This window comes from Mesotoga sp. BH458_6_3_2_1 (assembly GCF_003664995.1).
Taxonomy (GTDB): Bacteria; Thermotogota; Thermotogae; order Petrotogales; family Kosmotogaceae; genus Mesotoga.
Genome location: NZ_JFHL01000018.1, coordinates 123,024 through 149,371, shown reverse-complemented (window position 1 = coordinate 149,371; position 26,348 = coordinate 123,024). Strand labels below are relative to the sequence as shown.

The following is a 26,348-nucleotide window of genomic DNA, read 5'->3' as shown; positions in this document are numbered from 1 at the left end:
GAGGTTTTCGATCATGAAGAAAATTATTGCTATTCTGCTTATTGGACTTGTTGATGATGGTAACAGTTGACGGTGGACCGGGACTTTGGAAGATTCCCGAAGGTTATTGATTTCATTCGAGTCGACGCTGTTCCGATTCATTTGAAGAGCTCGGAGATTATTGAACGCCATAATATAGTTATTTCTTCTTCTTGAACATTGATTTCTTTGCGCTGGGAAAATTCTATGAATTTAGTGAGGAGACCTTTTGAGATCAATTGGTCGCCTTTTTCTTCTAAGTACTTCAGTGCTCTTGCTTTCGTTATTGCTTTTCTGTAGGGCCTGTCCGTTGTCAGTGCATCGAAGACGTCTGCCGCGGCAACTATTTGAACAAGCATGTGGATTTCGTCTCCCTTCAGGCCATCTGGATAACCGTTTCCATCTATTCTCTCGTGATGGTGCCTAACAATATCCCTCACTGCCTTCGGAAAATTCAAATCTCTCAAATAACGTTCGCCATAAACTGGGTGTCTCATTATTTCCGTAAACTCTTCCTCGGTCAAAGACGACGGTTTATTCAGCATATTGAAAGGAATATCAACCTTCCCATAGTCATGCAACATTGCGCCGATTGAAAGATTGAAAAGATCTATCTTCTCTAGATTAAGCTCCTTTCCGAACTCATAGCAAATCTTCAGAACGCGAAGCGTATGGAGAGCCGTATAGTCGTCCTTAAGCCTCAATTCTCTGATAAGCTGGCTGAAAACTGAAGAAATGCTCTCGAAAAGGTTGTTCACAAAGTCTTTTAGATGAGGTGATGTTGTACTGTAGAGAGTGAGTGACTCGAATGCACCAACTGAGTTTTCTAGAGCTCTAAAGTGCTCTCCTTTAACCTGCATTATTGACGCTTCAAGAATCAGCGTTTCTCCCTTGATGTAACTGGTTAAAGACTCATCAGGAAGAGACTTGAGTTGATTTAAAAAACTCTCCGCTCTGGAAACGTCTCCACTCTTCACGTAGAAGTGCCCAAGAAAAATGTATGATACTGCAATGTCTGTCCATTCGATATGAGAATTAATAAGCGATTCAAGTTGTTCGACAATAGCTGCCGCTCTGTCGAGGTCATTCATCTGAAGAAGAATCTTCAAGTTTATCATGAGCTTGTATCCGTTTATTGAAACCACATTGCATCCTTCGAGCTGATCAAGAAGCTCCATTGCTTCAGCGAATCTGTTTTTCGAATAGAGAAAATCGATCATATTCAACTGAACCATGAGGGCTCTCACCGGTGATTCGGCCACTTCTTTTGCTCTCTCATAGAATTTCCACGGATTATCGCCTGTCTGGAGCTGAGTCGAGACCAGGCCAAGATCATTGTAGTATTCAAAGCGCTTCTGGGTCGGCACATACTTCTCTAGCTTCACAAGCTCGTCGAAAAGCGAGAGTGTTTCGTCTCCGAAGCCCATTTCGAATGAAGTCATCATATGTAGTATTTTGAGGTTGATTTCCTGTTCCTTTGCACATTCCTTCGCAATCAGATCCACCGCAAGCTTGGAAACAAGGTAAGCAATCTTGTCCTCTGAATTCCTGGCAAAAAAATATGCCAGAGAGTATATTCCTTCTGCCAGAAGTTCGCTTTGCACATCGGAGAAGTCAAATACACCCGTCTCGTCGAATGTCTGAGAGTATGCAAAGTCGAGAGCTACCAGTATTCCGATATCTTCTCTCGAAAGATCCTCTTCATCAAGAATAGCCCTCAGCTCAGACCTAAAACTCTCGGGATCATCATAGTTAAACCTTAAGGCCAGACCGCAAACTCTAGAATTCTTCAAATCTAACTCCTCTTCCCCTCAGTATTCTATCACGCGAACGGCTTTCTGGTAAAATCGGGATAATGCATGATTAGGCCATCTTGAGGAGTCTTAAGAGATGCAAATAATTGAACTAGAACTTTTCTGTCTGAGAAGGCTTGCCTTCAGGACGATTTCCCCTTTCGCTACTTCTGTACTCGATTGAATTGGACTGTAAGTGATAACCGAGAGAGGTGTTGTAGGTGATAACAGTTAAGAGGTTTTTGTCTAGGACTATGGATGAGAATTGCTACGTTGTGGAGGAAAAGGATAGGGTGACCATTATCGATCCGGGGTGGGGAGTTTCTTCTGAATTTTTCCCTTTAGTAGGAAACAAGCAAGTGCGTGTTCTGCTAACTCACGGACACGCAGATCACATCTTTGATCTTGATAAAATAATCTCTGATGAGATCGTTATCCATGAGCTGGATAGAAATATGTTAATCGATCCCGAGAAAAGCCTTCTCAACATCTTCGGAAAAGAGGCTCTACTGATTGAAGAGGCTAAGATAAGGACAACCGAGATTCTTGATGGTCTGTGGAAGTACTTTCATACACCCGGGCACACAGAGGGCTCTTGCTGCTTCCTTTATGACGAAAAGCATCTGTTTTCTGGAGATACAGTCTTCTCTAATTCTATTGGAAGAACCGATCTTCCCGGTGGGAATAAAATCGAAATGGAGAGAAGCATTCAGCAACTCAGGCGACTTTTCTATGAACTTCCCAATTTGCGGGTCCTCCCGGGCCACGGACCGGAAGCAACTGCCCAAGATATCTTGAGAGAAAACCCCTTCTTTAGGTAGGAAGCTCTTTCTTGAAATTCCTCGCCTTCAACTGTTGAAGTTTCTTGTTCTGCCTATTCCAGTAGTTCCTATCAAAGAAGCCAACCTCTTCTTTCTCCTCTCTAAGTAGAGAAGTCATCTTCCTTGCAATATTCCAGCTCTTTTCGAAGGCCTGACTCGTAAGCACTTCTTCTGACATCTTCTCCCGGTTGAACAACAAGTCCAACTCCAGAGGCAGACAGTATTCCTTCCACAGCTCTTTCGCCTTCGAATTTCTTAACAATGCCAGTCTATTGAATATCTCCCAGTTTCCCCAGTAATTGATTCCTTCTTCTTCGAAGGGAAGGCTTGACTTGAAGCTGTCAAACCACACCGGTTTGAAGATTGAAAGACAAGGAAGACTGCTGTTTGTAACCCATACTTCAATTCTATCTCCCAGAGCAACTACCATAGAAGCTGTAGTCTGAGAGCTGACAACGCCTGGACCCGCATGCATGCATATGTTTCTCATTGAGCCGAGCAACCTGCCTCCTCCATGATCTCTAAGAACTTCGAAACTGCTCTCTATGTCCATTTTTCTCTCTTCTATTAGGCTCTTTACTCTCTTTGATCTCGCCTCTGCGCCAGAGAACTTAGCTATCAGCTTTCTTTCATATGATTGGGCGAAATTGAATTCTTTACCCCTCTTGTGCCACTTTCGATTCTCGGCATTACTAACAACTTGAGGGTGGCTCTCATCGATTTCCTCTCCGATAGAAAGACAGTTCGAAATTGCGGCGTACCCATCAACTCTCTTTGCAACCCAGTATCGATCAGAGGTCTCGACAATCCAGGCGTTCTCTCTATCTGCTATCAAAAAGGAATTGTGGTAATAGAAGTACTTGGCGAAACCCCCATTCCCACCCTGGCCGTACTTATCAATAAGCTCAACAATAATTTTGACAGCATGTTCGGCGTTTTCTGATCTCTCGAGAGCAATTCTCAACATGTCCATTCCAAGCAGCCCGTCTCTTCTGACGCTCTCTTTGGTGAATACCGCCTCATTACCTATGACGACTCCCTTTTCACTGACACCCATCTCTCCACCCCACATCCATGAAGGTTTTGAAATGAGTATGGCATTGGTCTCACTCGCCTGATCAACTCTTTGATTAGTCGTGAATAGCTCATCGCTGTTGTTTGAAGAACGTGGGAAGAAATAGACAGACTGTGGTTCATTTGGCTCACGATCGCTGTTCTTTCCGAAGAGAGTTATGCCATCGGCAGACGATTTCCCTAGAACCACAAACGTATCACACATGATCTAACACCTTACGGACTCTTGAACAGATATCTCAATTGTCCGAAATACTCATGGAGGGCGGCTAAGTTAGCATTTAAGGCACCCTGGTTTGGCAGAAAATCGACATAGCTCAGTTTAGTGTGGTCATACATGTAATCAGTCGGGAATGGTGTTACTCTCAGACCGAACTTCTCGAACGAACTGACTGCCCTTTTCATGTGGACGGCAGAAGTAACTAGAACCACGTTTGACCAGTTGAATTGACTGCAGATATCTGAAGCATAGCGCGCATTTTCCCAGGTTGTCTGAGCTCGAGGTTCAACAATGACCCTGGCAGATGCAACTCCGTGATCGAGAAGCCAGTCTCTCATCAGCTCGGCAACTGTTGAAGTTGATCTCCCCGGCATGAAAGATCCCGTCACGATGATCGGAAGTTTCGTCTGAAGATGAATCTCATGAGCCTTTGACAGCCGGGCAATGGTATGATTATCCAGCACTTGACCTTCCGGAGAGATAATTATGCCGCCGCTCAAGACCACTATTGCCTGTCCACTCACTGTGCGGGGCACGGAGTATGAATTTTCCAGCGGCTGAAGATACAGATGTGTTCCAAATCCTGTAGAGAGAAGATAAGCGAAGAAGCACAGGATAATCATTACAATCCCCGTGATTTTTGTCCTTCTCTCTTCACCCTTCTTTATTAGAATCGCTGCGATTACTAGAAGAATGAGAATGAAAAGTCCCGGTGGTGTCAGAATAGCCGAAGCGAATTTCTCGAGATACAGCAACGCCGTCACCTTCTTTCGCTTTTTCCTCCAAGTGCAGCAATTATACCTTGAAGATTGTCGGTAATTATTATGTCAACTTCACCCCTGATCTTCATAAGTAGTCCGGGATCATCTAGAGTCCACAGCGCGATCTTCACTCCTCTGCTTCTAATAAATCTGATGAAACGCATTCCCAGCTCGAAACCGATCTCATCAAACAACTGGACGGGTAGGTTAAGAGAGAAAGGCTCGTATTTGAGAAGCTCTTCGAAATACTTTACAGGATCCTTTCCTCTTGCATCTTCTCCAACAAGAATACCTATCTTTGCTCGAATTTCTTTTTCTTTCACTTTTCTCAGACATGCATGGTAGAAAGATGAGAAGAGTGTCCTATCAATCGCGTTAAAGCTCTTCACAAGAGGAACAACAAGATCGGCCGCTTTGGGGTCCTTGATCTCCACATTGACAAAAGCCGTTTCAGGAAGCTCAAGATAGACTTTTTCGAGAGTCGTAATTCCTTCGGGATTAACTAGATGCATCTTCTTGAGCCTCTTGAAGCTCGTGTCTCTCAACTCTACATCTACGCCCAGAGTCCTTTTCAAACTAGAGTCGTGGTTTACGACAAGCACTCCGTCTCCAGTGAGCTGTACATCCAGTTCGACTCCGTCAGCGCCAACTTGAACTGCTCTTACTATTGAAAGAAGGGAATTTTCCCCCACACCTGTTCCCATTCCCCTGTGTCCGAGAATCAAAGGCCTGGAATTCATAGAAACCTCCATTTAACAAATTAACCGATGTCGAGGCCATCGAAATTGACGACTGAGTTGCCGATTAACCGGCCTCGATTCCGACAACTGCGTATATCCATAATTATAGCAGGATACGTTGCCTGTTCAAGAGTATGCGTTATTATGCTGGTTTTCTTCAGAGAAAGAAAAGGAATTATACTTGTAATAGATATTATATGGAGGCGATACCTTGGAAAGGATAAAGGAGCATCCGCTTCTTTCTTTCGAGCGAGGAGAGTTAATCACTTTCTTTTTTGAAGGAAGAGAGCTTTCTGCATATTCGGGCGAGACGATTGCTGCCGCCCTTCATGCCAACGGCATTAAGGTCTTACGTTACAGCGCGAAGGGAAGACGTCCACAAGGATTGTTTTGCGCGATCGGTAAGTGTTCCTCATGCTTGATGGAAGTAGACGGAAAACCTAACGTGCGTACTTGCATAACTCCGGTGAGAGCTGGAATGATTGTTAGAAGACAGCATGGCAGAGGTGAGATTAGTGAATGATCTCGATGTACTAGTAGTAGGAGGCGGACCTGCCGGGCTGTCCACTGCAATAGAGACCTCTAAGAGCGGTTTGTCGGTAGTGGTAGTAGACGAGGGTGTTTCTTCGGGTGGTCAGCTGGTCAAACAGACTCACAAATTTTTCGGCAATGAGAGCTTCTTCGCATCGGTGAGGGGTATGGAGATTGCTCAAAAACTGATTGAAGAGCTTACTGCTTTTAAGAACGCTCAACTGTTGAGCGAGAGTTCAGTGATGGCTGTCTATTCAGACGGAGTACCGGTACTGAATATGAGGAAGGATTCTACAACAGTTTTCAGACCCAAAAAGATAGTTCTGGCAACGGGCGCCTCGGAGAAGTTTCTTCAGTTTGAAAACAACGATCTTCCAGGTGTCTACGGAGCCGGCGCCGTCCAAACTCTTATGAATCAGTATGGCATCATTCCTGGTAAAAGCGTTCTGATGATCGGATCGGGCAATATCGGCCTGATAGTTGCTTATCAGTTAATGCAAGCGGGAGTAGAAGTAAGAGCGATAATCGAAGCCTCAAGTGAAGTAGGTGGTTATCAGGTTCACGCCGACAAAGTAAAACGTTTGGGAATTCCCATAGAACTGCGCCAGACAATCTTGAAAGCGATCGGAGAAGAATCTGTCAGGGGAGCAGTGGTTTCCGATCTCGATGAGAGATGGAGACCAATCGCAGGAACGGAACGGGAATTTGCCGTAGACACCATATGCGTTGCAGTAGGGCTCTCCCCATCGATTGAACTGGCGGCACAGGCAGGTTGCAAAATAGAATATATCCAAGAGCTGGGAGGGTATGTTCCTTCCAGAGATGAGGACATGAGAACGTCGGTACCCGACGTCTATGTCGCGGGCGATGTTTCCGGGATCGAAGAAGCCACAACGGCAATGATGGAAGGTAAAATTGCAGGACTCTCAATAATAAAGGATTTGACCGGAAATTGCGATGAGGAGCTCCTCAGAAGTTTGAAGGATACCCTAACGACTTTCAGGAGCGGTCCCAAGTCTTCAAGGACAAGAGATGGACTCGGAAGACTTGGAATCAGAGTCAAAGAGTCATCCTTCGCCAAGAGACAGGCGAGCGATTTCGATAAATATGCAGGAAAGTTGCGTCCCATAATTGAATGCTTGGAAGCGATCCCCTGCAATCCCTGTGAAACAAGCTGTCCATTCGGAGCAATAACTGTCGGAAAAAATGTCAACAATATTCCGGTTATAGACTACTTGAAATGCTCTGGATGCGGTATCTGCGCAACCAGCTGTCCGGGACTGGCGATCTTCATGTTTAAGGAGAATGAAGACGGAACTTGTTCTATAGGAATTCCTTACGAGTTTCTACCGATTCCTTCGAAGGGACAGTATGTAACCGCTAGAGGAAGGAACGGAGATTTTATATGCTCTGCTCGTGTAGAAAGAGTAACTAGATCGCCGAACAACACAAACCTTGTATATATTAATGTTTCTTCCGGAGTCGCTTCGGATGTGCGAAGCATTCTTGTGACCTCAGAAGATGCAGAAGCCGTAGTCTGTCGATGTGAAGAAGTATCTGTCGATCAAGTTAGAAGAGCCATTAAAGAGGGTTATACAGATTTTGAAGAACTTAGAAGATACTTGAGAATAAGCATGGGACCCTGCGGCGGAAGAACCTGCAGGCTGAACACCTTGATGATTCTGTCTAAGGAAACAGGCATACCTATTGAGAGACTTTCTCCCGGGGTTTTCAGACCGCCAGCAATTCCGGTAAGCTTCAGAGCGGTAGCTGAAAGCGGGGATGATGACTGTGAAGAATAGATACAGAGTTGTGATAATAGGCGGGGGTGTAATCGGAACGGCAATCGCCTTCTTTCTAGCGAAGAGTGGGATTCGCAACGTCGCTGTGCTTGAAAAGGATTATCTCTCATCCGGCTCAACCGGTCGATGCGGAGGAGGCATAAGGCAACAGTGGTCAGAAAGAATGAATGTGCGACTTGCCATTAGAAGCGTCGAACATTTCAAGAGATTCGAAAGTGAAGTGGGGTTCGAAATTGAGTACAACCAGGGTGGATATCTTCTTCTAGCCTACACAGACGAAGAAGTCTTGTCCTTCAATAAAAACACTTCAATGCAGCAGGAAGAAGGACTTGACGTTGTGCTCCTCTCAAGAGATGAAACGTCAAGGATATTTCCCTTCATAAACTTGACTAATGTTAAGGCTGCAGCTTACTGTCCGAGTGATGGTCACGCAAATCCGCACTTGACGACGTTTGCGTACGCTCGGGCCGCTCAGAGGATGGGGGTAGATATTCTGACCCATACTTCTGCAGAAAGAATTCTTATAGAAAACGGAAGGATAACCGGTGTTCTTACCGACAGGGGCGAGATTGAAGCGGAAGTAGTAGTAAACGCAGCCGGCGGTTATTCCCACGAAGTGGGAAGGATGGCAGGCATTGATTTGCCAACTGAATCCTACAAACACCAGATATTCGTTACGGAACCTCTAGAGCATTTCATGGATCCGCTTGTCATAAGTTTCGAGAAAAACTTCTACATAAGGCAAACGGAATCGGGAAACTTCATAATGGGGCAGGGTGACAAAGCAGAACTCCCCGGACATGATATCACTCCAACATGGAGGTTCTTGAGAGAGCTTACTGGGAAAATGCAGGAATTCTTCCCATTTCTCAGTGATGTAAGAATCCTGCGACACTGGGCCGGACTTTATAATATGTCTCCCGACGCCCTGCCCATCATCGACAGGTCGCGCGAGATTGAGAACTTCTACTGTGCGGTTGGGTTCTCAGGCCACGGATTCATGCTGGCTCCTGCTGTTGGAGAGGCAGTTGCCGAGTGGATAGTATACGGTGAGCCAAAAACCGTTGACATCTCAAATCTGACTCTGAATCGATTCGAGCAGGGCTTTACTAGAGAGAAAAATGTAGTATAGGAGGTCGATAGGATGTTTGATGAAACGGATTTCTTAATTATTCCACCGTTCAAAAATGAAGTCTACATTGATCCCACTAACAATCACGTGAGATCTAAGATGAAAGAAGCAATCGCAACGGTTAGATCTCAAGAGAAAGACTACGATCTATTGATTGGCGGTAGACGCTGCCCTACAGAAAAGCGAATCATTTCAGCGAATCCTGCCGATCCTGATGAAGTAATCGGTAGAGTCTCAAAGGCCAATAAGGAATTAATAAACAGTGCTATGGAGAGCGCTTATGGCGCCTTTAGAAGCTGGAGCCTACTGCCGGCACATGAGAGAATCAAGCCTTTTCTGAAAGCAGCACAGATAATGAGAGATAGACGATTCGAACTCGATGCTACAATGATTCTTGAAGAAGGAAAGAGCTGGATTGAAGCCGACGCAGATCTTGCCGAAGCAATAGATTTTCTTGAGTTCTACTGTCGCGAAGCTCTCAGGTACTCAGGACCTCAACCGGTTGTTCAGATACCTGGCGAAGCAAACGAACTTAAATATATCCCGCTAGGCGTGGGTGTAGTAATACCACCCTGGAATTTCCCCAGCGCAATCATGGCCGGGATGACCAGCGCGGCAGCAATATCTGGAAACTGTGTGCTGCTCAAACCCGCATCTGACTCTCCAGTCATTGCAGCAAAATTCGTCCAGATTCTGGAAGAAGCTGGCCTCCCTGATGGAGTAGTAAACTTTGTACCTGGTTCTGGAAGCGAAATTGGCGACTATCTCGTTGAACATCCATTGACCAGATTTATCTCGTTCACAGGATCGAAAGAGGTGGGACTGAGAATAAATGAGCTAGCTGCAAAACATCAAGAGGGTCAGAAATGGATAAAGAGGGTAGTATTGGAAATGGGTGGGAAGGACTGCGTAGTAGTCGATGAAACGGCAGACATCGAAGCCGCCTCTTCAGGAGCAGTTTCGAGTGCGTTTGGCTTCCAGGGGCAGAAATGCTCGGCCGGATCGAGAATAATCGTCGTGGAGGATGTATATGACGAAACAGTTCGACTTATAAAGGAGAAGACCGAGGCTCTGACCGTCGGAGATCCCACCGATCCGGACAACTACATGGGGCCTGTTATCAACGAGGCCGCCATGAAAAAAATAATGAATTACATTGATATAGGGAAGAAAGAGTCCAGATTGGTAACGGGCGGCAATCATATTCAAAGAAAGGGATACTTCATAGAACCCACAGTGTTTGCCGATGTGTCACCAGAAGCAAAAATCGCTCAGGAAGAGATATTCGGACCCGTTACGGCAATAATAAAGGCGCATGATTTCGATAATGCTATTGCAATAGCCAACGCAACCGAATATGGACTTACGGGCGCACTGTACAGCAGAGAAAGAGATAGGATAGAGAGAGCAAAAGCGGAAATCCATGTTGGAAACCTTTATTTCAACAGGAAGTGCACCGGGGCGCTTGTTGGAGTTCAGCCGTTCGGGGGTTTCAACATGTCAGGCACTGATTCCAAAGCAGGTGGGAGAGATTACCTCCTGCTATTCCTTCAGGCAAAGTCTATCAGTGAGAAGATTCTCTAGTTCACGATAGAAATAACTAAGGTCCCCTCTTAGGGGACCTTCAGTATTTGACGAAAACTCTCACTCTACTACTCTTTTGACCCAGACAGTTCCGCTCAGATAGATCGTCACTGAAGAATCTGAAGATGCTTCATAGTCGTAAAGAGCTAGCCAATCTATGTTTTCAGAAGATCCTTCGTTGATTATTTCGAGGATCATTTCCAGTGAGCCGGAATCCTTCGAATCGATCTCAAAGATATTTTCTCCCGGTCGAACCACATCATTGAAGAGTCTGTGCTCCATTATGGAATCGGGATTTTTGAAGAAATTAAGGAAGTCTTCCGCTGTCTGCCTTTCTCTGAATACATAGAAGTCGATACTGATTAAGTCATCTGGTTCTGGATCTTCTAGAGTCCAGACAACTCTCGCCTTAACTTCAAGATCCGTAACTACGAAATTGTCCGGTAGATTCAGCTGTGTCCTTTTCTTTGCTTCAATTATGATTTCATCTAGCGAAGGAACTTTCTCAGTTCCAAAATCAAAGCTTGAAACAGCCACTGGGCTTCCTTCAAGTTTAAGAACAACTGGTTCTATCGTTCCTTCAACTATTGGGATGGGCACTGAAACTATATAGAGACATGAACTTCCAAGAGCGATTATCAACAGAAACGTTAGAAACAACAATGCTTTTTTCAAAACCGACAACTCCTCTCTTCATAATCCCCAAATGAACCGGCTCTCTCTGAAGTTACTTAATAATTGAATCTATCTCTTTTATCACATCTTCTGTCAGCTTATCTTTTAGATCGAGAGCCTTTAAGTTCTCCCTCAGCTGTTCCACCTTACTGACTCCTAGAATTATCGAACTGACATTTTTGTTCAAGAGGATCCAGGCAAGTGCCAGTTGAGCGAGCCCGGTGTCAAGTTTCTTGGCAACATCTGCCAACCTTGCAACTTTATTAAGATTCTCATCCGAGAAGAGTTTGTTCTCTTCAAGATGCTTTTTCAGACCGGGGAATTTCGCCAACCTGCTGTCCTCGGGAATCCCATTGTTGTATTTTCCTGTAAGAAGTCCGCTTGCCAGAGGGCTCCAAACGGTGAGACCAAGACCGTAATTTTCGTATAAAGGCAAGTATTCAGACTCAACTCTCTCTCTTACAAACATGTTGTATTGAGGTTGTTCGACTACAGGATGAACCGCATTCAACTTGTCTGCAACCTTATGAGCCTCTTCCAGATCCTTGGCACTCCATTCCGATGTCCCCCAATAGAAAGCCATTCCATTTCTGACGATGTAGTCCATTGCAAGAACAATTTCTTCCATCGGAGTTTCGGGATCGGGTCTGTGGGCATATAGCAAGTCAACATAATCAAGCTGTAGCCGCTTTAGTGAATTCCAGGTACCCTCAAGCAGATGCTTTCTCGAAAGACCTTTCTGATTCGGTTTGCTTCCTCCCCAAAAGATTTTTGTTGATACAACGACTTCTTCGCGTTTGAACTCCTTCAAAATTTCACCCATCATCGATTCAGCCATCCCACTCGCATATGCTTCTGCAGTATCGAAGAAATTGACTCCCGACCTGTATGCTTCTCTCATTGCTTCTCTCGCATTATCAATGTCCAGTTGAGCACCAAACGTGAGCCATGAACCAAGACTTAGTTCACTTATGAGAAGACCGCTCTTTCCAACCTTGCGATATTCCATTATCTACAGACCTCCTTAGGTTTAATTCCGATATAGATTGTTTTAATTATATCATTCTAGATACATCTAGTGAAGGCGCTTGTCAGTCCATAACAGAAGCCATATAGCCGTTTAATTGAATGGGTTTCCCCTAATTGAATGGATTTCCTTTCTTCTCTGATAAACTTGGAGTGGGACAAAAAGAGGAGGTGTTGCATCATGTTGGAGAGAACGGATGGGGCATCCGGCATTGAAGGTATCACTTATCAAACTTTGAGCGGCCTAAGCTATTGGGCCGGATTTGTCGGTATATGGACTATAGTAGGTGCCGTTCTTGGGATCATTGGGTCTATCGCAGGTATGGTGGCAAATCCCTTCTCGATTTTCGGTGCTATAAGCGCGGTAGTCGCTTTGATTATGGGGCTGAAACTTAGGAGTTCGAAGAAGAAATTAGACTCGTTTATCCATTCAAAGGAGTCAATCAACTTGGAAATTGCGCTTGACAGCCTTAGACATTACTTCAGAATTCAGGGAATACTAATAATCCTAGCCCTTGTATTCATAGTTATAACAATAGTTGCCATGGCTGCTATGGGCAGTCTAATGGCGAATTATATGAAAAGCTTCTGAAATAACCAAACTCTGGAGGTGGCTAATTGTTCGTTCTGAATATAGTACTTTTCGCAATAATAGCTATACTCGTTTTCCTTTTCTTCCAGTCGAGGAAGAAGGCAAGCTTCAGATCAGAATCGATAATTCATAAGGTTGAAAGAATCTCCGAACTAAGTACCGCCAGGATGACCACCTTGCTCATCTTTGAACCCGAAAAAGGGAGTTTCGTCCCCGGTACTTTTCAGCGCTTCATTTTCATCGTTCCGTTCCAGGTTCGAGGCTATCTTGATTTGAGAAGGTTGAAGGAGGACGCCATCGAAATACATGAAGGTGAAGCAAGGAGAATAAAGCTCACTCTCCCCTCTCCTAAGCTAGAAGTAACTATCCCTCAAAACAAGATTCCCGATATTAGGGTGATCAATCAAAGTGGGGTGTTAGTGAGAATTTTTGGCAACAGGGACATGTTGAAAACCTTTCAGTCATATAGTGAGGATATTGAAAAACAGGCACTTCAAAACGCCTTTGAAATGGGTGTCGATGAGACATCAAGAGAAAGTGCTAGAAACTTCTTTCACGGGCTATTCCTGGGTATGGGCTTCGATGAGGTAGTCGTTCTCTTTGACCAGGATGACGTATCAAACGCTGAAATGCCGACGGAAAAAACCGATAATCCGAGAAGGGAACTGAGTCAATGAATCCCAGACTATTGATGTGACAAGTTCTAGAAAGGCATAAGAAAGTTTGCAGTAGTTCCCGACAATCAGGGGGGAGATATGATGAAAAGATGGATGATCTATGTTCTTATTGCAGCGGCGGCAGCTGCGATAATCTTGGTTATTACGCTTCCTGGACTTATGAATAAAGAACCGGAACTGGAATTGCCAGTACAGGTTATCAACCAGGGTGAAACACTTACTCTGAACTTGAAGCAGTTTGTGAAAGACGAGAAGGTCGATGACGTTGCTCTCGAAATCTTAGAGGGTCCAGGAGAGTTGTCTGGCTTTTCTTACGTTTTTGAACCAGGTTTCTCGTACGCCGGAGAAATCTCGGTGAGGGTCCAGGCAACAGACAATCAAGGGAAAAAATCGGAAGATGAAATGTTGGTAAACGTTATCAGAGTAAACCGGCCGCCGGAGATCGACACGTCCCCGGTCGTTGTTCAAGAAGGAGAGACGCTATCGATAGACCTGAATTCAATAGCAACTGATCCGGACGGAGACGAGTTGGAATTCTCTGTTGAAGGTCCCGGTAAGCTCGAAGGCAGTATCTATAGCTATGCGCCAGGATACAGTGACTCAGGGAAGGCCGTCTTGAGGGTACTGGCCAGGGATACACAGGGAAATGAAACGGCACGAGATATTCAGCTCGAAGTTACAGATGTGAATGCTCCGCCCGAAGTTAGAGTCAACGACCAGATTGTGAATGAAGGAGAAAGACTGACTGTTGATATCATATCCTCGGTGACTGATGAAGATGTTGAAAAGATAATTCTAAGCATAGAAGATGGTCCTGGAAGACTCGAAGACGGTCTATTCATATACGAACCCTCTTTCGAAGATGCCGGGAAGAAAATTGTGTCAATAAAAGCAGCGGACAGCTTCGGAAACGAGACTTTTTCAAGCTTCGAGATTGAGATTCATGATGTGAATCGACCTCCCAGGCTGTTGCTGAGCGACTTGGTTATGAAAGAGGGCGAGACGGTAGAAGTTGATATCCTCAGCAGAGTGAGCGAACCTGATGGCGATGATGTGCAGCTTCGAATTGAGGGACCTGGAGAGATTGTCGACGGTACATATAGATTAAGTGCAGATTTCGGAGATGCTGGTGACAAATCAGTAAAGGTTTTTCTAGAAGATGAGAAGGGTGCAACAAACACCACTGCCTTCACAGTAAGGGTCGAGGAAGTCAACAGATCTCCGGTGGTGTCAATTCCTGATGGAGTGGTAAAAGAGGGCGAGACTCTCAGGTTCTATCTTAGGGGCTTTGCTTCCGATCCCGATGGGGATGAGCTGACTTTCGAAGTCTCTGAGGGTCCAGGCTCCATCGAAGACGGTAACTACATATTCACTCCCGACTTCGATTCCGAAGGGAGTCATGAGGTCGAATTACTAGTCACTGACAATGAAGGCGCTCAAAGTATCGGCATATTTACGGTAACTGTCGAGAATGTCAACAGACCGCCACTCAAGATCCTGCCTTCATTGAGCACAACCATCATGGAAACATTTACTCTGAGCCTGGATCTGAAAAGTCTCTTCACCGATCCTGACGGAGATGAACTGTCTTACGAGGTGGAGGGTTTTGGAAGCATTTTAAACAACAGCTATTCTTGTTCTCCTGGCTACGGTGATCAGGGTGAAAAAGCGGCTACCGTTACGGCATCTGATCCTTTCGGACTATCGGATAGCATGTTAATCAAGATAGATGTTAGGGACAAGAATAGAGATCCCGAATTGTCAATAAGCGATATGACCACTTCAATCAGAGAAGGTTTTACTTTGAAGATTGACCTTAGCACGCTGTTTAGCGACCCGGACGACGATGAACTGGTTTTCAGCATCACCGGTCCGGGGGAAATAGAGGACGGTTATTACTCATATTCTCCAGACTTCAGCGAGGCCGGAGAAAAGAGCATTGTCATATCTGCCACCGATAGTAAGGGAGGCAGTACCTCTCTGCCGATTCACATTTCTGTAGTAGACGTCAATAGAGCTCCCGTGGTGTCAATTCCCGATGGTGTCGTGAAAGAGGGTGAGACTCTCAGGTTGTATCTTAGGGGTTTTGCTTCCGATCCCGATGGGGATGAGCTGACTTTCGAAGTCTCTGAGGGTCCAGGCTCTATCGAAGACAGCAACTACATATTCACTCCTGACTTCGATTCCGAAGGGAGTCATGAGGTCGAATTACTGGTCACTGACAATGAAGGGGCTGAAAGCATCGGCATATTTACGGTAACTGTCGAGAATACCAACAGACCGCCAAATGCTTTCATACCAGACGGGACTGCAAAGACAGGAAGCGAGTACTCATTATATCTAAGAGGCTTCGCCGGAGATCCCGATGGTGATAAGGTTGCTTTCAAAATCGTTTCTGGGTCCGGTGAGATCGTTGAAGACAGATATCTCTTCCTTCCAGAAAGATCCGACATAGGACCTAAAGAGATTGTTCTGGAAATTTCAGACGAAAAGGGAATGAAAACAGAAACGGCATTCACCCTTACGGTAGAAGCAAGTGAAAGAATCGTCGAAATATCTTATGGACTACCCTCATTCGATGGGGAGTCGATAAAGATCGTTGCCGGTCCCAATGAAATCTTCTCCACCGGTAAACAGGCAGTAATCGAAACCGACTGGATGTTCAACTTCGAGGAAATTTACTTCTACGAAATTGAAGGATCCCAAGAGACTCTGATAGGGACGGCAGAAATCCGAGACTCTAGCGATGAACTGAACAGAAAAATCTACTCTCCTTCCGGAACTTACGTAGGAAATATCATTCTATTGACCAACTGATTTTAATATTTCTTCAAAAAATCAGCCCCTCTTTCGAGAGGGGCTTTTGTCTTTAGGTATATACCCCGGTGAGGCATGCTACTATAACGCTCATTTAAAGAACGACATAGAGCTGATCGATCAGCATAATCTAGGCAGTTCCTCCAATATGCTATAATTGATCGTTACTTGTGCGTGGACGAATGCTTCTATTTACGGGGCCGGCTTACTCGTACGATTTATATCATTTGATTCTTTGGATTGTAGAAGATGAAGGAGGCTTATTCTCAATGTGGTTCGACCATTGAGAGTTCTCTTCTGAAAGAGTTTTGCACATCGACATGGGAAAGACATTGACGCAAATCTTTAATCTAGGTAAGGAGTGATCAATTTGCAGAAACCAAAATATCTCACGAACGTCGACAAGATCGAGGATCTCAATGATGAACAGATAAGAGAGATGAAAAGAGTAACTGAAATCTATCCATTCAGGGCAAATGACTATTATCTTGGGCTTATCAATTGGGAAGACCCGCAAGACCCCATTAAGAGAATAATCGTGCCCGATCTCGAAGAACTTGACGAGTGGGGAGATCTAGATGCTTCGCAGGAGCATAAGTACACGGTAGCTCCCGGAATGGAGCACAAATACACAGACACTGCTTTGCTGCTTGTCTCGAAGGTTTGCGGGAGTTTCTGCAGGTTCTGCTTCAGAAAGAGACTGTTTTCAGTAGAAAACAAAGAAGTTGTCAATGACGTCACGCAAGGTATAGAGTACATTAAGAAGCACAAGGAGATTACAAATGTTCTTCTTACAGGAGGAGACTCGCTAATACTCTCTACTGAAAAGCTGGGCGACATTGTTAGGAGACTCCGAGAAATTGACCATGTCGGAATAATCAGGTTTGGAAGTAAGATGGTCGCTTTTAACCCTTACAGAATAATAAATGATCCCGATCTTCCCGAAATGGTAAAGAAGTATAGTACGCCAGAGAAAAGAATATACATAATGGCACACTTCAATCATCCTACAGAGCTTACGGATGTAGCAATTAGAGGCCTAAACATTTTGAGGGATGCAGGTGCAGTGATCTGCAACCAGACTCCAATGATAAGGGGAGTCAACGATGACGTTGAGGTAATGACAGAACTATTTAAAAAACTTTCATTCATAGGAATACCGCCCTACTATGTCTTCCAGTGCAGACCAACGAAGGGAAATCATACTTACGCCGTTCCGGCCGAAAAGGGTTATGCGATTTTCAAGAAGTCCATTGACAGAGTCTCTGGCCTTGCGAAGAGGGCTAGATTCGTAATGTCTCATGCAACTGGAAAGATAGAGTATGTAGGACTCGATGAGAACAAAATATACATGAAGTACCATAGAGCGGCAGATCCCAGACGATACGATCTATTCATGGCCTTCGATAGAAACCCAAATGCTTATTGGCTAGATGATTACGTGGACCCAAATTCACTTGTCTAATAGAGTAGTCTAGAAGGGCGGTTTCTGCCGTCCTTCATATCCATTCAGTCCTAGCCAATGTCAGCAATCTTTCACCGTTGCTAATCCGGTGCATTCCCTCAACGAAATTATTACATTTTCTGAAGGTGCTAGTTACTGCAATCTCATCGTCTCTTCTCGACTCGTGTATGTATCTAATTGCAAGCCTTTGCAGATGCTTGTTCTCGATTTCTCTCGGAACTGTCTCAATTATCCATTTGACATACGATACATTGTTTGAATGTCCATTTGTGTCCAAATCCGACTGGCGAACTCTTAGAGAGACTTCCATATCCGCGGCTTCCGGTTCGGGAATTTTCGTGAAAGAGAGAGGTTGATGGAAGTCAGTGTCAACACCGTATCTTCTATAGAACTCTTCCCCTATCCGAACCGGTCTCCGCTTCTTCTGATCGATCAAAATCCACTGAGAGTCTGCTTCTACAATGCATGCACCTGAAGTATCATGGATTTCGAAACACCTGTAAGCGTAGTACCTGTCCATCGAATGCGGAACAGTTCGAACAACAACACTCTCCATGTAGTCAGGGTACCTGTCGACCCTTATTTCCCAGCGAAGCAGAAGCCATGCATATTCTCCTTTGCTCATTACGTCGACTCCATGGCCAACTTGCACCGTCTGCAATGTCACAATGTCGTTGAAATAATCCATAATAGATGAAATTGAAGCCTTCCAGTCATTTTTCAGTTCATAATACCGTACTCTGTAAACCTCTTCCGTTACCAATGGTTTCAAATCTTCCCTCCATAGTTATGTCTGTGCTTCACATAATGATATGCTCTATCTGTGAGCAGATGTCTCTAATTGTAGCGGCCTGGACGGTGGTATGAATATGATAGCATTCTGTGGCATAGACTGCACTCAGTGTGAGACATACAGAGCCACTTTGGCTAATGATGATTCGTTGAGGAGAGAAACTGCAAATCGTTGGACGAAAGACTTTGGATTCGATATTGCATTCTCTGAAATCAATTGTTGCGGCTGCCACAGCGACATACGCTTCAAACTATGCGATGGATGCCCCTTCAAGAGCTGTTGTGAAGAGAAAGGAATTTCTAACTGCGGGGAATGCGACAAGTATCCGTGTAAAACCTTGGAAAGGTTCTTGAGATCGTTACCCAGAGCAAAACTACGACTGGATTTAGTTCATGAACAACGATACGGTTCCTCCGATCAGGAACGATGATCGCAGATGCCAGGTGTGCCCCTCAATTTCGAAAGACCTGTGAAGAATCGCCTTTCGAGAGCTTCTGCATCTTGCTCAGTCTGTGGCCTGATCCTCTAGTATCCGTTGGGCAAGTCAAGTCTCTTGGCATGAAAATGAACTTATGTTAATAATGTTTGTGGGTATTAAACTATAGGCAATTGATCCTGCATGATTTCGCCTTATTAACACAAAGTTATATTAATGAAAACAAACTAGAATTACTATAGTTTATAACCCCCCTATCCCCCTTAGATAGGAACCCCATATAGTCCGGATCATTAGATCCGGCTTTTTCTTTACTTAACGGTTCTGGTTTATAATTATTTTCATAGCAAACCTTTGGAGGTGCCGTCGTGAAGTGGATAGACATCAGAGGTGATACAGTTACGGTCCCCGGCGAAGAAATGCGCAGGGTAATGGCCGATGCAGAAGTGGGAGACGACGTTTATGGAGACGATCCGACAGTAAACAGGCTAGAAGAGATAGCCTCGGGCATACTCGGAAAAGAGGCCGCACTCTTTGTTCCATCCGGGACTTTTGGGAATCAACTTTCAATCCTGACACATACATTAAGAGGCGATGAGGTGATCATACCTGCTTCAAATCACATTATTGTTCACGAGGCAGGTGCTTCTGCTGTGATAGCCGGAGTTCAAATGAGAACTCTTGATTGTGATGACGGCATGCCTTCGGTGGAAAGAATCAGGAAAGCGATCAGGTCGGAAGATCTTCACTATCCGAGAACGGGCCTAATCTGCCTGGAGAACGCACATTCCAGCGGACGTTTACTCCCCATGGAATACATGAAGCAAGTCTATAAACTTGCAAGAGAGAGAAGCATTCCTCTCCATCTTGACGGTGCGCGAATCTTCAACGCTGCGATTACTGCTGAAGTAAGCCCGGCAGAAATCGCTGCTCAGTCAGATTCAGTCATGTTCTGTCTCTCTAAAGGTCTCGGCGCACCGATAGGTTCAATGCTTGTCGGCACGAAAGAGTTCATAAAAAAGGCTAGAAAGGGAAGAAAGATTATGGGCGGTGCTATGCGTCAGGCCGGAATTATTGCCGCTGCAGGAGTTTTCGCTCTGGAGAAAATGATCGATCGTCTCTCGGAAGATCACAGAAACGCAAGATTTCTCGCCGAAGGTCTGTCAACGATACCTGGCATAGAGGTTTTCTCTGAGAGGCTGGACATTAACATGGTCTTCTTCAAGCTCAATAACAAGGCACGTTCAAGACTCATAGTTGAGACGCTTCTAGAAAAGGGTATAAAGATAAACCCTCCCGAGGGTGGTGAATGGCGATTCGTGACGAATCTTAACGTTTCACGAGACGATCTTGAAAGAGTCGTCACAGAATTCGAAAGTGCGCTCAAAGTTGCCTTAGCAGGCTAGGCAACTCCTCCAGGCTTTCTATTCTAGGAACGTAGTCAAAATATGATTTGGATCTATCGATAAGTATTCCCTTTATTCCCGCGCCGGAAGCTCCAAGCATATCGACCTGAATACTGTCGCCAACAAAGACAACCTCAGGTTTCTCTAGTCCCATAAGTGATAAGATCTTTTTGAAGATCTCTTCGGAAGGCTTGTATGATCTCGCAGTCTCCGAAGTCAACAGCACGTGGTGAGGAATTCTGTTTCTCTCAATCACTTTCTTGACGAAGACATCATCGGCGTTGGTGAGAATCGCAGTGGTGAACTCCCTGCACATCTTCTTAAGTATCTTAGAGTCTGAATAGGCGGGAAGCTTTGAAAAGGAGTCGTACATGAAATTGCAGTATGATTCCATGTCCCCGGGCAGCTCATATTTATCAATTAGTTCCGTTATCAGAAGGTAATAGTAATATCTTTCTGGCTGAAATGGCAAACGATGGCAATTCTTGAAGTGACGTCTGTAAAGATCAACGAAATCTCGCTCGATTTCCTCTAATTCAACACCAGAGTCTGCCGCCATCTTTGAGCAAATAGGTGTGAAGAGCCTTTTGTTACTCACAATAGTCCCGAATAGATCAAGAACGATTCCCTTAATCATATCTCTTCTCCATCATCGGCCAGCTCCTAGCTTTAGTCTATTTAATTCTGTATAATACAATTGCAATTCTAACATCTTCGAATTGAGATCTGCGAAGATTGGCTGGCTTTCGTCCGACTCCAGGAGGTGGTAGAGTTATGTCAAGAGAAATGAGAATTATTTGGCTACATGACCGCCTGTCAAGCAACGATCCGGCCTCTATGAATGAATACACTGGAAAGTTCGGCATCTCCAGCCGTCAGGCTCGAAGAGATTTCAAGTACATGAGAGCAAATCTGGGCGCTCCACTAAAGTACTCCCACACTAGTAGAGAGTACTTCTATTCCGAAGCGTATCGGCTGCCTTCCCTCTTCGAAGACAGCATGAAGTCGCAAACAAAGAGCGAGAATCTTGTCAGCTCAATCTTTCTTAAGGCCATTAATCGAAAGAAGGCTGTGAAAGTTGTTTTTCGAGGAGGTAATGAGCTCTTCTTCAGTCCTGCCTGCTTTGACGAAAGACAAGAGCGATTCTGCGGAGTTCAAGAAGACGGTGAACTTCTCTTTGTCAGGTCGGATGAAGTCGACAAAGTGAAGATCACAAGCAGGAAATACATTGAAGAGCCAATGCTGTGGAACAAGCTGTTCCCTCGTGGGGCGAAGTTCAGTGAGGCTCACTTTGACTTAGAAAAGGACTTTCGCGTCTATCACTTTTTTCACTTTGGGGACCTCGTTATGTTCCTTGCCTCAAATAAAGAAGCAAGAATTACGGGACCGGAAGATATAGTTGAGAAACTGAAAGAAATCACCGCCAGTCTATTGAAGACCTTAGGTGCATGAAATGAAGATTGTCGTGATTTCTCTTATCCTAATTGTCGAAACCGTACTTTCTGCGCTTACAATGGACGCGTTTCTCCATTCAGATACTCTCCCCTCAAACCTTGAAGAAGGAAATGCATTGATTGTGGAATCGCCATCGCAAGGTCTGATAAAAATCGAGACCATGAAGTTTGATTCAGTTACATGGCAGAATACCCAGTGGCAGAATCATCTGATGATAATAAGACCACCAAGTGTACTATCAACAGTCGCAGTAATATTCATTGCCGGAGATTACAAGTATACTCAGGAAGAGCTCTCCATCTTCAGACTTTTGGCGCTGCAAAACAAAGCATACGTTGCCGTGCTTTTCGATATACCAAATCAGCCACTCTTCGGCGGGTTAAGAGAGGATTGGCTGCTTAGCTACTCCTTCTCACAGTTTATCGAAACAGGGGACTATAGCTGGCCGGCTCTGTTACCAATGGTAAAGTCAACTGTTGTTTCGATGAACCTTCTTGATGACTATATCAAGAACATGGGCGACAAGATTGAAGGATTCATTTTGACTGGCGGATCAAAGCGCGGCTGGACTACATGGCTTACAGCCGCAATGGACAAGCGAGTCAAAGGAATCGTTCCTATCGCCTTTGATAATCTCAATATCGCTGAACAGATGCAACACCAGCTTAGTTTCTGGGGAAGCTTCAGCCCTTCGATAAGAGAATACGTTGAGAGAGGGATACTCGACGATCTTGATAACCCTGTCAAGCGAGATCTCCTTCAATACATAGATCCTTTCACCTACCGCATGGATTTAGAAGTGCCGAAACTCATAGTCGTCGGGACCAACGATCCCTACTGGCCGATAGACGCTTCCAAACTGTATGTGGATAATCTCCCTGGTTACTTCTCGATGGTCTATGCCCCTAACGCCGGGCACGGAACAGAAATCTTCAGAGTAACACAGGCTATCAGTTCAATGATCTACCACATCAATACCGGTGAGGAACTTCCCGCTTTGAGCTGCAAAACCGTTTCTTTCGAAGAAGGAGCGAGAATTCAGCCAGTCGTGAAGACAGGAGATGCCAAGCTGAATGAACTTAGACTTTTCACGGCATCTTCTCCAGACGGAGACTTCAGAAAATCCAGCTTCGAATTCGAAATAATAAATGAAAACCAATCAATAGAACTTTCCTTTGGACTTCCTACCGCCTATTACATCGAGGGTGTCTTCATTTTTGGCGGAAAAGAACTTCTCATTTCCACACCTGCAGTAGTGTTTGGAAAGTGACTTGACTCAGGCAGATATTCGAAGTACAATCAATTAGACACTCATCTAATTGATTGGAGGTAGGCAGTGAGCGATCTGTGCCCGAGTAGAGAAGTTCATGTTGATGTGAACAAATATAGAGAGATTGCAGAGGAAGTTTCAGGACTCTCAGAACTCTTCAAGGTACTTTCAGATGAGACGCGAACAAAGATAATATTTCTTCTGTCTGAGGCCGAGTTATGTACTTGCGATCTGGCCGAAATTCTGGAGTTGACTCTCCCTACGATTTCTCACCATCTGAAGCAGCTTAAATCTTATCGACTTGTGAGAAATCGTAGGGAGGGGAAGTCAGTCTTATACTCTCTGGGTGACCATCACGTTATTGACCTCATACACATTGCCAGAGAGCACTTCCAGGAACTGTCGGAGGGCGATTAGAATGAAGAAATACAGAATAGAAGGACTTGATTGTCCGAAATGTGCAGCCAAACTGGAGGATCAGCTAAAGAGATCGGGCGTTGATGCTAGAATAGATTTCTCTTCTTCGACACTAATAATCGATAGTCAGACTTTCGAAGAAGTCGAAGAAATCATTCACAAACATTCTCCGAAGATAACTTTGCTGCAATCTTCCGGGGTTGAGCAAGACTTACCCGTCAAGGAACTAATGAGACTACTCTTCTCAGGAGCCCTGTTTTTCATTGCTTTGGTCTTTTCTCCCTTTCTCCATGGGAACAATGAATTGCTGGAATATGGTTTGTTTGTGACTGCATACCTTGCCGCTGGGGGAAATACCGTCCTAAAGGCTTCCAGAAATCTCCTCAAGGGCGACTTGTTCGACGAGAGTTTCCTCATGACCATCGCCACTATGGGCGCATTTGCGATCCACGAATTGCCGGAAGCTGTTGCCGTGATGATCTTTTACAGTTTTGGAGAGCTTCTGGAAGCAATCGCCCTGAGAAAATCAAGAAGATCAGTGAAGGAACTGATAGATTTAAGGGCTGAAGAGGTCAATCAGATCATTGACGGAAAACTTCGGACTGTGCCGGCAGGTCAGATCGAACCGGGTGATAGATATGTTGTCAGACCGGGAGAGAGAATTCCCATTGACGGCCTCATCAACTCTGGAAGCACCTGGATAGATAAATCACTTCTTACAGGAGAAAGCAGTCACGTGCCTGTAAAAGAAGGCGATACAGTTCTTGCCGGAACCATAAACAAGTCAGGTGTAATAGAAATCACTGCATCAACAAATCTTCAGAAATCTTACACTAGCAGAATGCTGGAGTTAGTTGAAGAGGGGACTTCAAGAAAATCTAACAAGGAGCGGTTCATTACTAGGTTCTCGAGACTGTACACACCTATTGTGGTCTCCATTGCAACTGCAATAGCGGTGTTTCCTCCTCTGCTGTTCGGAGGGGAACTCTCAGACTGGGTTCATAAGGCCTTGATCCTTCTTGTCATTTCCTGTCCCTGTGCATTAGTCATCTCTGTTCCGTTAAGCTACTTCGTCGGTATTGGAAAGGCCTCAAAAGAGGGAATATTGTTCAAGGGGAGTAATTATCTGGAATCTCTCTGCAAGGTTGACGCGATTTTCATAGACAAAACGGGAACACTGACCAGGGGAAAGCCAGAGATCTCTCAAATAGAGACTTCTGGCCGATATAACAAGAGGGAGTTATTGGAATACGCAACCCTAATGGAAAGCTACTCCACTCATCCAGTGGCAAGTTCTTTTAGAGAACTCATTCCAGAGATTCCCGAAGAAATGAAAATCTCCCACCTTACTGAAATCGCAGGAAAAGGTATCACAGCAGAAATCAACGGCAAGAAAATGGGCATTGGCAACTCATCTCTGCTAAGAGATATCGGAATCGATTATGAAGAGCGAGGCGAATCAGGAAAGATATTTCTTTCCATTGATGGCAGAGTAGAGGGAGTATTTACTCTGTCAGACGTTTTGAAGGACGATTCTGCCGATGCCCTCATCAAGCTTAGAGAACTCGGAATTCATGAGATAGTAATGCTTACGGGTGATAGTCAAGATAATGCTGCTTCTATATCGGCCAAACTGGACCTTGACAGTCTGATTTCCGAAGCGACTCCCGAAGACAAAATGAAAGCAGTGGAATCAGCAATTGATAGTGGAAAACTAACCGCATTTGTTGGCGACGGAATAAATGATGCACCTGTAATTGCAAGGGCCGATGTTGGAATTGCCATGGGGGCTTCGGGCGCCGACGCAACAATCGAAACGGCAGACGTCGTTCTCTCAAATGATTCGCTCTCGAAAGTCGCAAGAGCAATAGAGATATCGAGGTTCACTAACACCACCGCAATTCAGAACATTGTGATGTCCATAGGGATCAAGATTCTTTTTGTGACTCTAGGCACTTTAGGCTTAATGAACATGTGGGGGGCAGTATTCGCTGATGTGGGGGTTACTCTACTGGCCGTTCTCAATTCTCTTAGGTTGCTCGGAGAATAAGCTGAGAGTGGAATGCTCCGTAAGTTGTTTCACTTTGATCTACCCAGCCGGTCGGTCTCATCATCAAGCCTTGATGCAAGTAAGTCAAAAAGGTTTGTGACTCATGACAAAAACGATCAAATTGGTTACTTCATGATCAACCTGTATTTTTCTCCTGCTGCCCTCTCTATAGAAACCTTCGAAAAAAATTCCTGTGCAGTGATGTAAGCATGAGAAAGGACAATTCCAAGATCTAGCCAGTGACTGCCACCAATCATGTTTGCCTTGGTCCAGATATATAGATCGCCATTCTTAACGTTGAATCTCCAGGGTTGCCTGTTCATTGAAGAAGGGGCAAGTCTGCATGATTCCAATATTTGAAGCAGCCTCTCGTCTTCGGGCAACGGTCCCTCGACAAGAGTTTCCAGCTCCTTCCTTCTCCCCATTCCGGTAAGGATATCGTTTAGGGTTATTTTTCCTGAATCTTCCTTGCCAAGGATAATCCCAGCCGGAGAGTTCTCCTCTCTAATCCCGGCATTCCAGCAACTACCTAATCCCATCTTGGTCACTTCCAACACAATGATTTCTCCCTGGAATCCATATTCTACAAGGCAGTTCGGCTTTGCGGGACACGGTGCAAATACAACGCCCGATCCTTTGTTTAGATCTCTTAGGGTCCATTTCAGGTGCAAAGAATGAAGAGTAGGAAGCTCCCTGAAGAAGCTCATTAGCCTTTCCTTTTCCTCTTCAGACAGGTCGTAAGCGAGGAACTTCCTTGTTGAATGCCTCATTCTTATTGTCTCAATAATCATGT

At 44.9% G+C, this 26,348-nt stretch carries 24 protein-coding genes; 15 read left to right on the top strand and 9 right to left on the bottom strand.

Annotation, left to right across the window (positions count from 1 at the left end; all coding sequences use genetic code 11):
* Nucleotides 1-137 precede the first annotated feature (137 nt).
* Nucleotides 138-1,811: an HD-GYP domain-containing protein gene (locus Y697_RS09555; protein ID WP_121551400.1), complete on the bottom strand. Its 1,674-nt coding sequence runs from the start codon at nucleotides 1,809-1,811 to the stop codon at nucleotides 138-140.
* 221 nt (nucleotides 1,812-2,032) lie between these two features.
* Here Y697_RS09555 and Y697_RS09550 point away from each other — a divergent pair, with 221 nt between their 5' ends.
* A complete protein-coding gene (locus Y697_RS09550; protein WP_259462458.1) occupies nucleotides 2,033-2,632 on the top strand; it encodes an MBL fold metallo-hydrolase in 600 nt (199 codons plus the stop codon).
* Here Y697_RS09550 and Y697_RS09545 read toward each other — a convergent pair.
* Genes Y697_RS09545 through Y697_RS09535 form a run of 3 tightly spaced genes read right to left on the bottom strand, consistent with a single transcriptional unit; the run spans nucleotide 2,625 to nucleotide 5,427 of the window.
* Nucleotides 2,625-3,911: a C69 family dipeptidase gene (locus tag Y697_RS09545; RefSeq protein ID WP_121551399.1), complete on the bottom strand. Its 1,287-nt coding sequence runs from the start codon at nucleotides 3,909-3,911 to the stop codon at nucleotides 2,625-2,627. The two genes, Y697_RS09550 and Y697_RS09545, sit on opposite strands and share 8 nt — an antisense overlap.
* 11 nt (nucleotides 3,912-3,922) lie before the next feature.
* Complete coding sequence (locus tag Y697_RS09540) at nucleotides 3,923-4,690, bottom strand: YdcF family protein (RefSeq protein WP_121551398.1); 768 nt, start codon at nucleotides 4,688-4,690, stop codon at nucleotides 3,923-3,925.
* Nucleotides 4,687-5,427: a glycerophosphodiester phosphodiesterase family protein gene (locus Y697_RS09535; RefSeq protein WP_121551397.1), complete on the bottom strand. Its 741-nt coding sequence runs from the start codon at nucleotides 5,425-5,427 to the stop codon at nucleotides 4,687-4,689. Before Y697_RS09535 ends, Y697_RS09540 begins: the two co-directional genes overlap by 4 nt.
* A 211-nt stretch (nucleotides 5,428-5,638) precedes the next feature.
* Between Y697_RS09535 and Y697_RS09530 the strand changes: the two genes are divergently transcribed.
* Genes Y697_RS09530 through pruA form a run of 4 tightly spaced genes read left to right on the top strand, consistent with a single transcriptional unit; the run spans nucleotide 5,639 to nucleotide 10,476 of the window.
* Nucleotides 5,639-5,950: a (2Fe-2S)-binding protein gene (locus tag Y697_RS09530; RefSeq protein ID WP_121551396.1), complete on the top strand. Its 312-nt coding sequence runs from the start codon at nucleotides 5,639-5,641 to the stop codon at nucleotides 5,948-5,950.
* The gene (locus Y697_RS09525; protein WP_121551395.1) at nucleotides 5,943-7,760 is read left to right on the top strand and encodes an FAD-dependent oxidoreductase; all 1,818 of its coding nucleotides are present in this window, start codon (nucleotides 5,943-5,945) and stop codon (nucleotides 7,758-7,760) included. Before Y697_RS09530 ends, Y697_RS09525 begins: the two co-directional genes overlap by 8 nt.
* The gene (locus tag Y697_RS09520; RefSeq protein WP_121551394.1) at nucleotides 7,744-8,892 is read left to right on the top strand and encodes an FAD-binding oxidoreductase; all 1,149 of its coding nucleotides are present in this window, start codon (nucleotides 7,744-7,746) and stop codon (nucleotides 8,890-8,892) included. Before Y697_RS09525 ends, Y697_RS09520 begins: the two co-directional genes overlap by 17 nt.
* A gap of 12 nt (nucleotides 8,893-8,904) precedes the next feature.
* Nucleotides 8,905-10,476 (top strand): L-glutamate gamma-semialdehyde dehydrogenase, encoded by a 1,572-nt coding sequence (gene pruA, locus Y697_RS09515; RefSeq protein WP_121551393.1) that lies wholly within the window; start codon nucleotides 8,905-8,907, stop codon nucleotides 10,474-10,476.
* 60 nt (nucleotides 10,477-10,536) lie between these two features.
* On the opposite strand, the gene Y697_RS09510 is transcribed toward pruA, so the two are convergent.
* Together Y697_RS09510 and Y697_RS09505 are read right to left on the bottom strand one after the other, a co-directional pair.
* Nucleotides 10,537-11,151, bottom strand: coding sequence for a hypothetical protein (locus tag Y697_RS09510; protein ID WP_121551392.1), 615 nt, complete (start codon nucleotides 11,149-11,151; stop codon nucleotides 10,537-10,539).
* Between the two features lie 52 nt (nucleotides 11,152-11,203).
* Entirely contained in the window at nucleotides 11,204-12,160 is a 957-nt protein-coding gene (locus Y697_RS09505) for an aldo/keto reductase (protein ID WP_121551391.1), read from the bottom strand.
* A 198-nt stretch (nucleotides 12,161-12,358) separates the two neighbouring features.
* Between Y697_RS09505 and Y697_RS09500 the strand changes: the two genes are divergently transcribed.
* The 4 genes from Y697_RS09500 (at nucleotide 12,359) to Y697_RS09485 (ending at nucleotide 17,728) form a co-directional block, all read left to right on the top strand.
* On the top strand, nucleotides 12,359-12,769 hold the full coding sequence (locus Y697_RS09500; protein ID WP_121551390.1) for a DUF5362 family protein: 411 nt from the start codon (nucleotides 12,359-12,361) through the stop codon (nucleotides 12,767-12,769).
* 26 nt (nucleotides 12,770-12,795) lie between these two features.
* Nucleotides 12,796-13,446, top strand: a complete 651-nt coding sequence (locus Y697_RS09495) for a DUF4230 domain-containing protein (RefSeq protein ID WP_121551389.1) — start codon at nucleotides 12,796-12,798, stop codon at nucleotides 13,444-13,446.
* 81 nt (nucleotides 13,447-13,527) lie between these two features.
* Nucleotides 13,528-16,263, top strand: coding sequence for an Ig-like domain-containing protein (locus Y697_RS09490; protein ID WP_121551388.1), 2,736 nt, complete (start codon nucleotides 13,528-13,530; stop codon nucleotides 16,261-16,263).
* 370 nt (nucleotides 16,264-16,633) lie between these two features.
* Entirely contained in the window at nucleotides 16,634-17,728 is a 1,095-nt protein-coding gene (locus Y697_RS09485; protein ID WP_121551387.1) for a KamA family radical SAM protein, read from the top strand.
* A 34-nt stretch (nucleotides 17,729-17,762) separates the two neighbouring features.
* Here the strand turns inward: Y697_RS09485 and Y697_RS09480 are convergent, their stop codons facing one another.
* Nucleotides 17,763-18,500, bottom strand: a complete 738-nt coding sequence (locus Y697_RS09480; protein ID WP_121551386.1) for an acyl-[acyl-carrier-protein] thioesterase — start codon at nucleotides 18,498-18,500, stop codon at nucleotides 17,763-17,765.
* Nucleotides 18,501-18,591: 91 nt separating this feature from the next.
* Here Y697_RS09480 and Y697_RS09475 point away from each other — a divergent pair, with 91 nt between their 5' ends.
* Complete coding sequence (locus Y697_RS09475; RefSeq protein WP_310793768.1) at nucleotides 18,592-18,951, top strand: DUF3795 domain-containing protein; 360 nt, start codon at nucleotides 18,592-18,594, stop codon at nucleotides 18,949-18,951.
* A gap of 374 nt (nucleotides 18,952-19,325) precedes the next feature.
* Nucleotides 19,326-20,363: a low-specificity L-threonine aldolase gene (ltaE, locus tag Y697_RS09470; protein ID WP_121551384.1), complete on the top strand. Its 1,038-nt coding sequence runs from the start codon at nucleotides 19,326-19,328 to the stop codon at nucleotides 20,361-20,363.
* On the opposite strand, the gene Y697_RS09465 is transcribed toward ltaE, so the two are convergent.
* Nucleotides 20,341-21,000: an HAD family hydrolase gene (locus tag Y697_RS09465; protein ID WP_121551383.1), complete on the bottom strand. Its 660-nt coding sequence runs from the start codon at nucleotides 20,998-21,000 to the stop codon at nucleotides 20,341-20,343. The genes ltaE and Y697_RS09465 overlap by 23 nt on opposite strands.
* A gap of 137 nt (nucleotides 21,001-21,137) precedes the next feature.
* On the opposite strand from Y697_RS09465, the gene Y697_RS09460 reads away from it, so the two are divergent.
* The 4 genes from Y697_RS09460 (at nucleotide 21,138) to Y697_RS09445 (ending at nucleotide 25,555) form a co-directional block, all read left to right on the top strand.
* Entirely contained in the window at nucleotides 21,138-21,815 is a 678-nt protein-coding gene (locus Y697_RS09460; RefSeq protein WP_121551382.1) for a hypothetical protein, read from the top strand.
* A gap of 1 nt (nucleotide 21,816) precedes the next feature.
* Complete coding sequence (locus tag Y697_RS09455) at nucleotides 21,817-23,088, top strand: PhoPQ-activated protein PqaA family protein (protein WP_121551381.1); 1,272 nt, start codon at nucleotides 21,817-21,819, stop codon at nucleotides 23,086-23,088.
* A gap of 66 nt (nucleotides 23,089-23,154) precedes the next feature.
* Complete coding sequence (locus Y697_RS09450) at nucleotides 23,155-23,505, top strand: metalloregulator ArsR/SmtB family transcription factor (protein WP_121551380.1); 351 nt, start codon at nucleotides 23,155-23,157, stop codon at nucleotides 23,503-23,505.
* A 1-nt stretch (nucleotide 23,506) separates the two neighbouring features.
* The gene (locus tag Y697_RS09445) at nucleotides 23,507-25,555 is read left to right on the top strand and encodes a heavy metal translocating P-type ATPase (protein WP_121551379.1); all 2,049 of its coding nucleotides are present in this window, start codon (nucleotides 23,507-23,509) and stop codon (nucleotides 25,553-25,555) included.
* A 125-nt stretch (nucleotides 25,556-25,680) separates the two neighbouring features.
* Here Y697_RS09445 and Y697_RS09440 read toward each other — a convergent pair whose 3' ends face one another.
* On the bottom strand, nucleotides 25,681-26,346 hold the full coding sequence (locus tag Y697_RS09440) for a nitroreductase family protein (protein WP_121551378.1): 666 nt from the start codon (nucleotides 26,344-26,346) through the stop codon (nucleotides 25,681-25,683).
* Nucleotides 26,347-26,348 lie beyond the last annotated feature (2 nt).

Bases quoted from the DNA above. Each gene is read 5' to 3' on its own strand.
- Y697_RS09505 (WP_121551391.1), bottom strand. From the start codon at position 12,160: ATGGAATATCGCAAGGTTGGAAAGAGCGGTCTTCTCATAAGTGAACTA.
- Y697_RS09475 (WP_310793768.1), top strand. From the start codon at position 18,592: ATGAATATGATAGCATTCTGTGGCATAGACTGCACTCAGTGTGAGACA.
- pruA (WP_121551393.1), top strand. From the start codon at position 8,905: ATGTTTGATGAAACGGATTTCTTAATTATTCCACCGTTCAAAAATGAA.
- Y697_RS09445 (WP_121551379.1), top strand. From the start codon at position 23,507: ATGAAGAAATACAGAATAGAAGGACTTGATTGTCCGAAATGTGCAGCC.
- Y697_RS09460 (WP_121551382.1), top strand. From the start codon at position 21,138: ATGTCAAGAGAAATGAGAATTATTTGGCTACATGACCGCCTGTCAAGC.
- Y697_RS09490 (WP_121551388.1), top strand. From the start codon at position 13,528: ATGAAAAGATGGATGATCTATGTTCTTATTGCAGCGGCGGCAGCTGCG.
- Y697_RS09465 (WP_121551383.1), bottom strand. From the start codon at position 21,000: ATGATTAAGGGAATCGTTCTTGATCTATTCGGGACTATTGTGAGTAAC.
- Y697_RS09455 (WP_121551381.1), top strand. From the start codon at position 21,817: ATGAAGATTGTCGTGATTTCTCTTATCCTAATTGTCGAAACCGTACTT.
- Y697_RS09500 (WP_121551390.1), top strand. From the start codon at position 12,359: ATGTTGGAGAGAACGGATGGGGCATCCGGCATTGAAGGTATCACTTAT.
- Y697_RS09545 (WP_121551399.1), bottom strand. From the start codon at position 3,911: ATGTGTGATACGTTTGTGGTTCTAGGGAAATCGTCTGCCGATGGCATA.
- Y697_RS09440 (WP_121551378.1), bottom strand. From the start codon at position 26,346: ATGATTATTGAGACAATAAGAATGAGGCATTCAACAAGGAAGTTCCTC.
- Y697_RS09520 (WP_121551394.1), top strand. From the start codon at position 7,744: ATGACTGTGAAGAATAGATACAGAGTTGTGATAATAGGCGGGGGTGTA.
- Y697_RS09535 (WP_121551397.1), bottom strand. From the start codon at position 5,427: ATGAATTCCAGGCCTTTGATTCTCGGACACAGGGGAATGGGAACAGGT.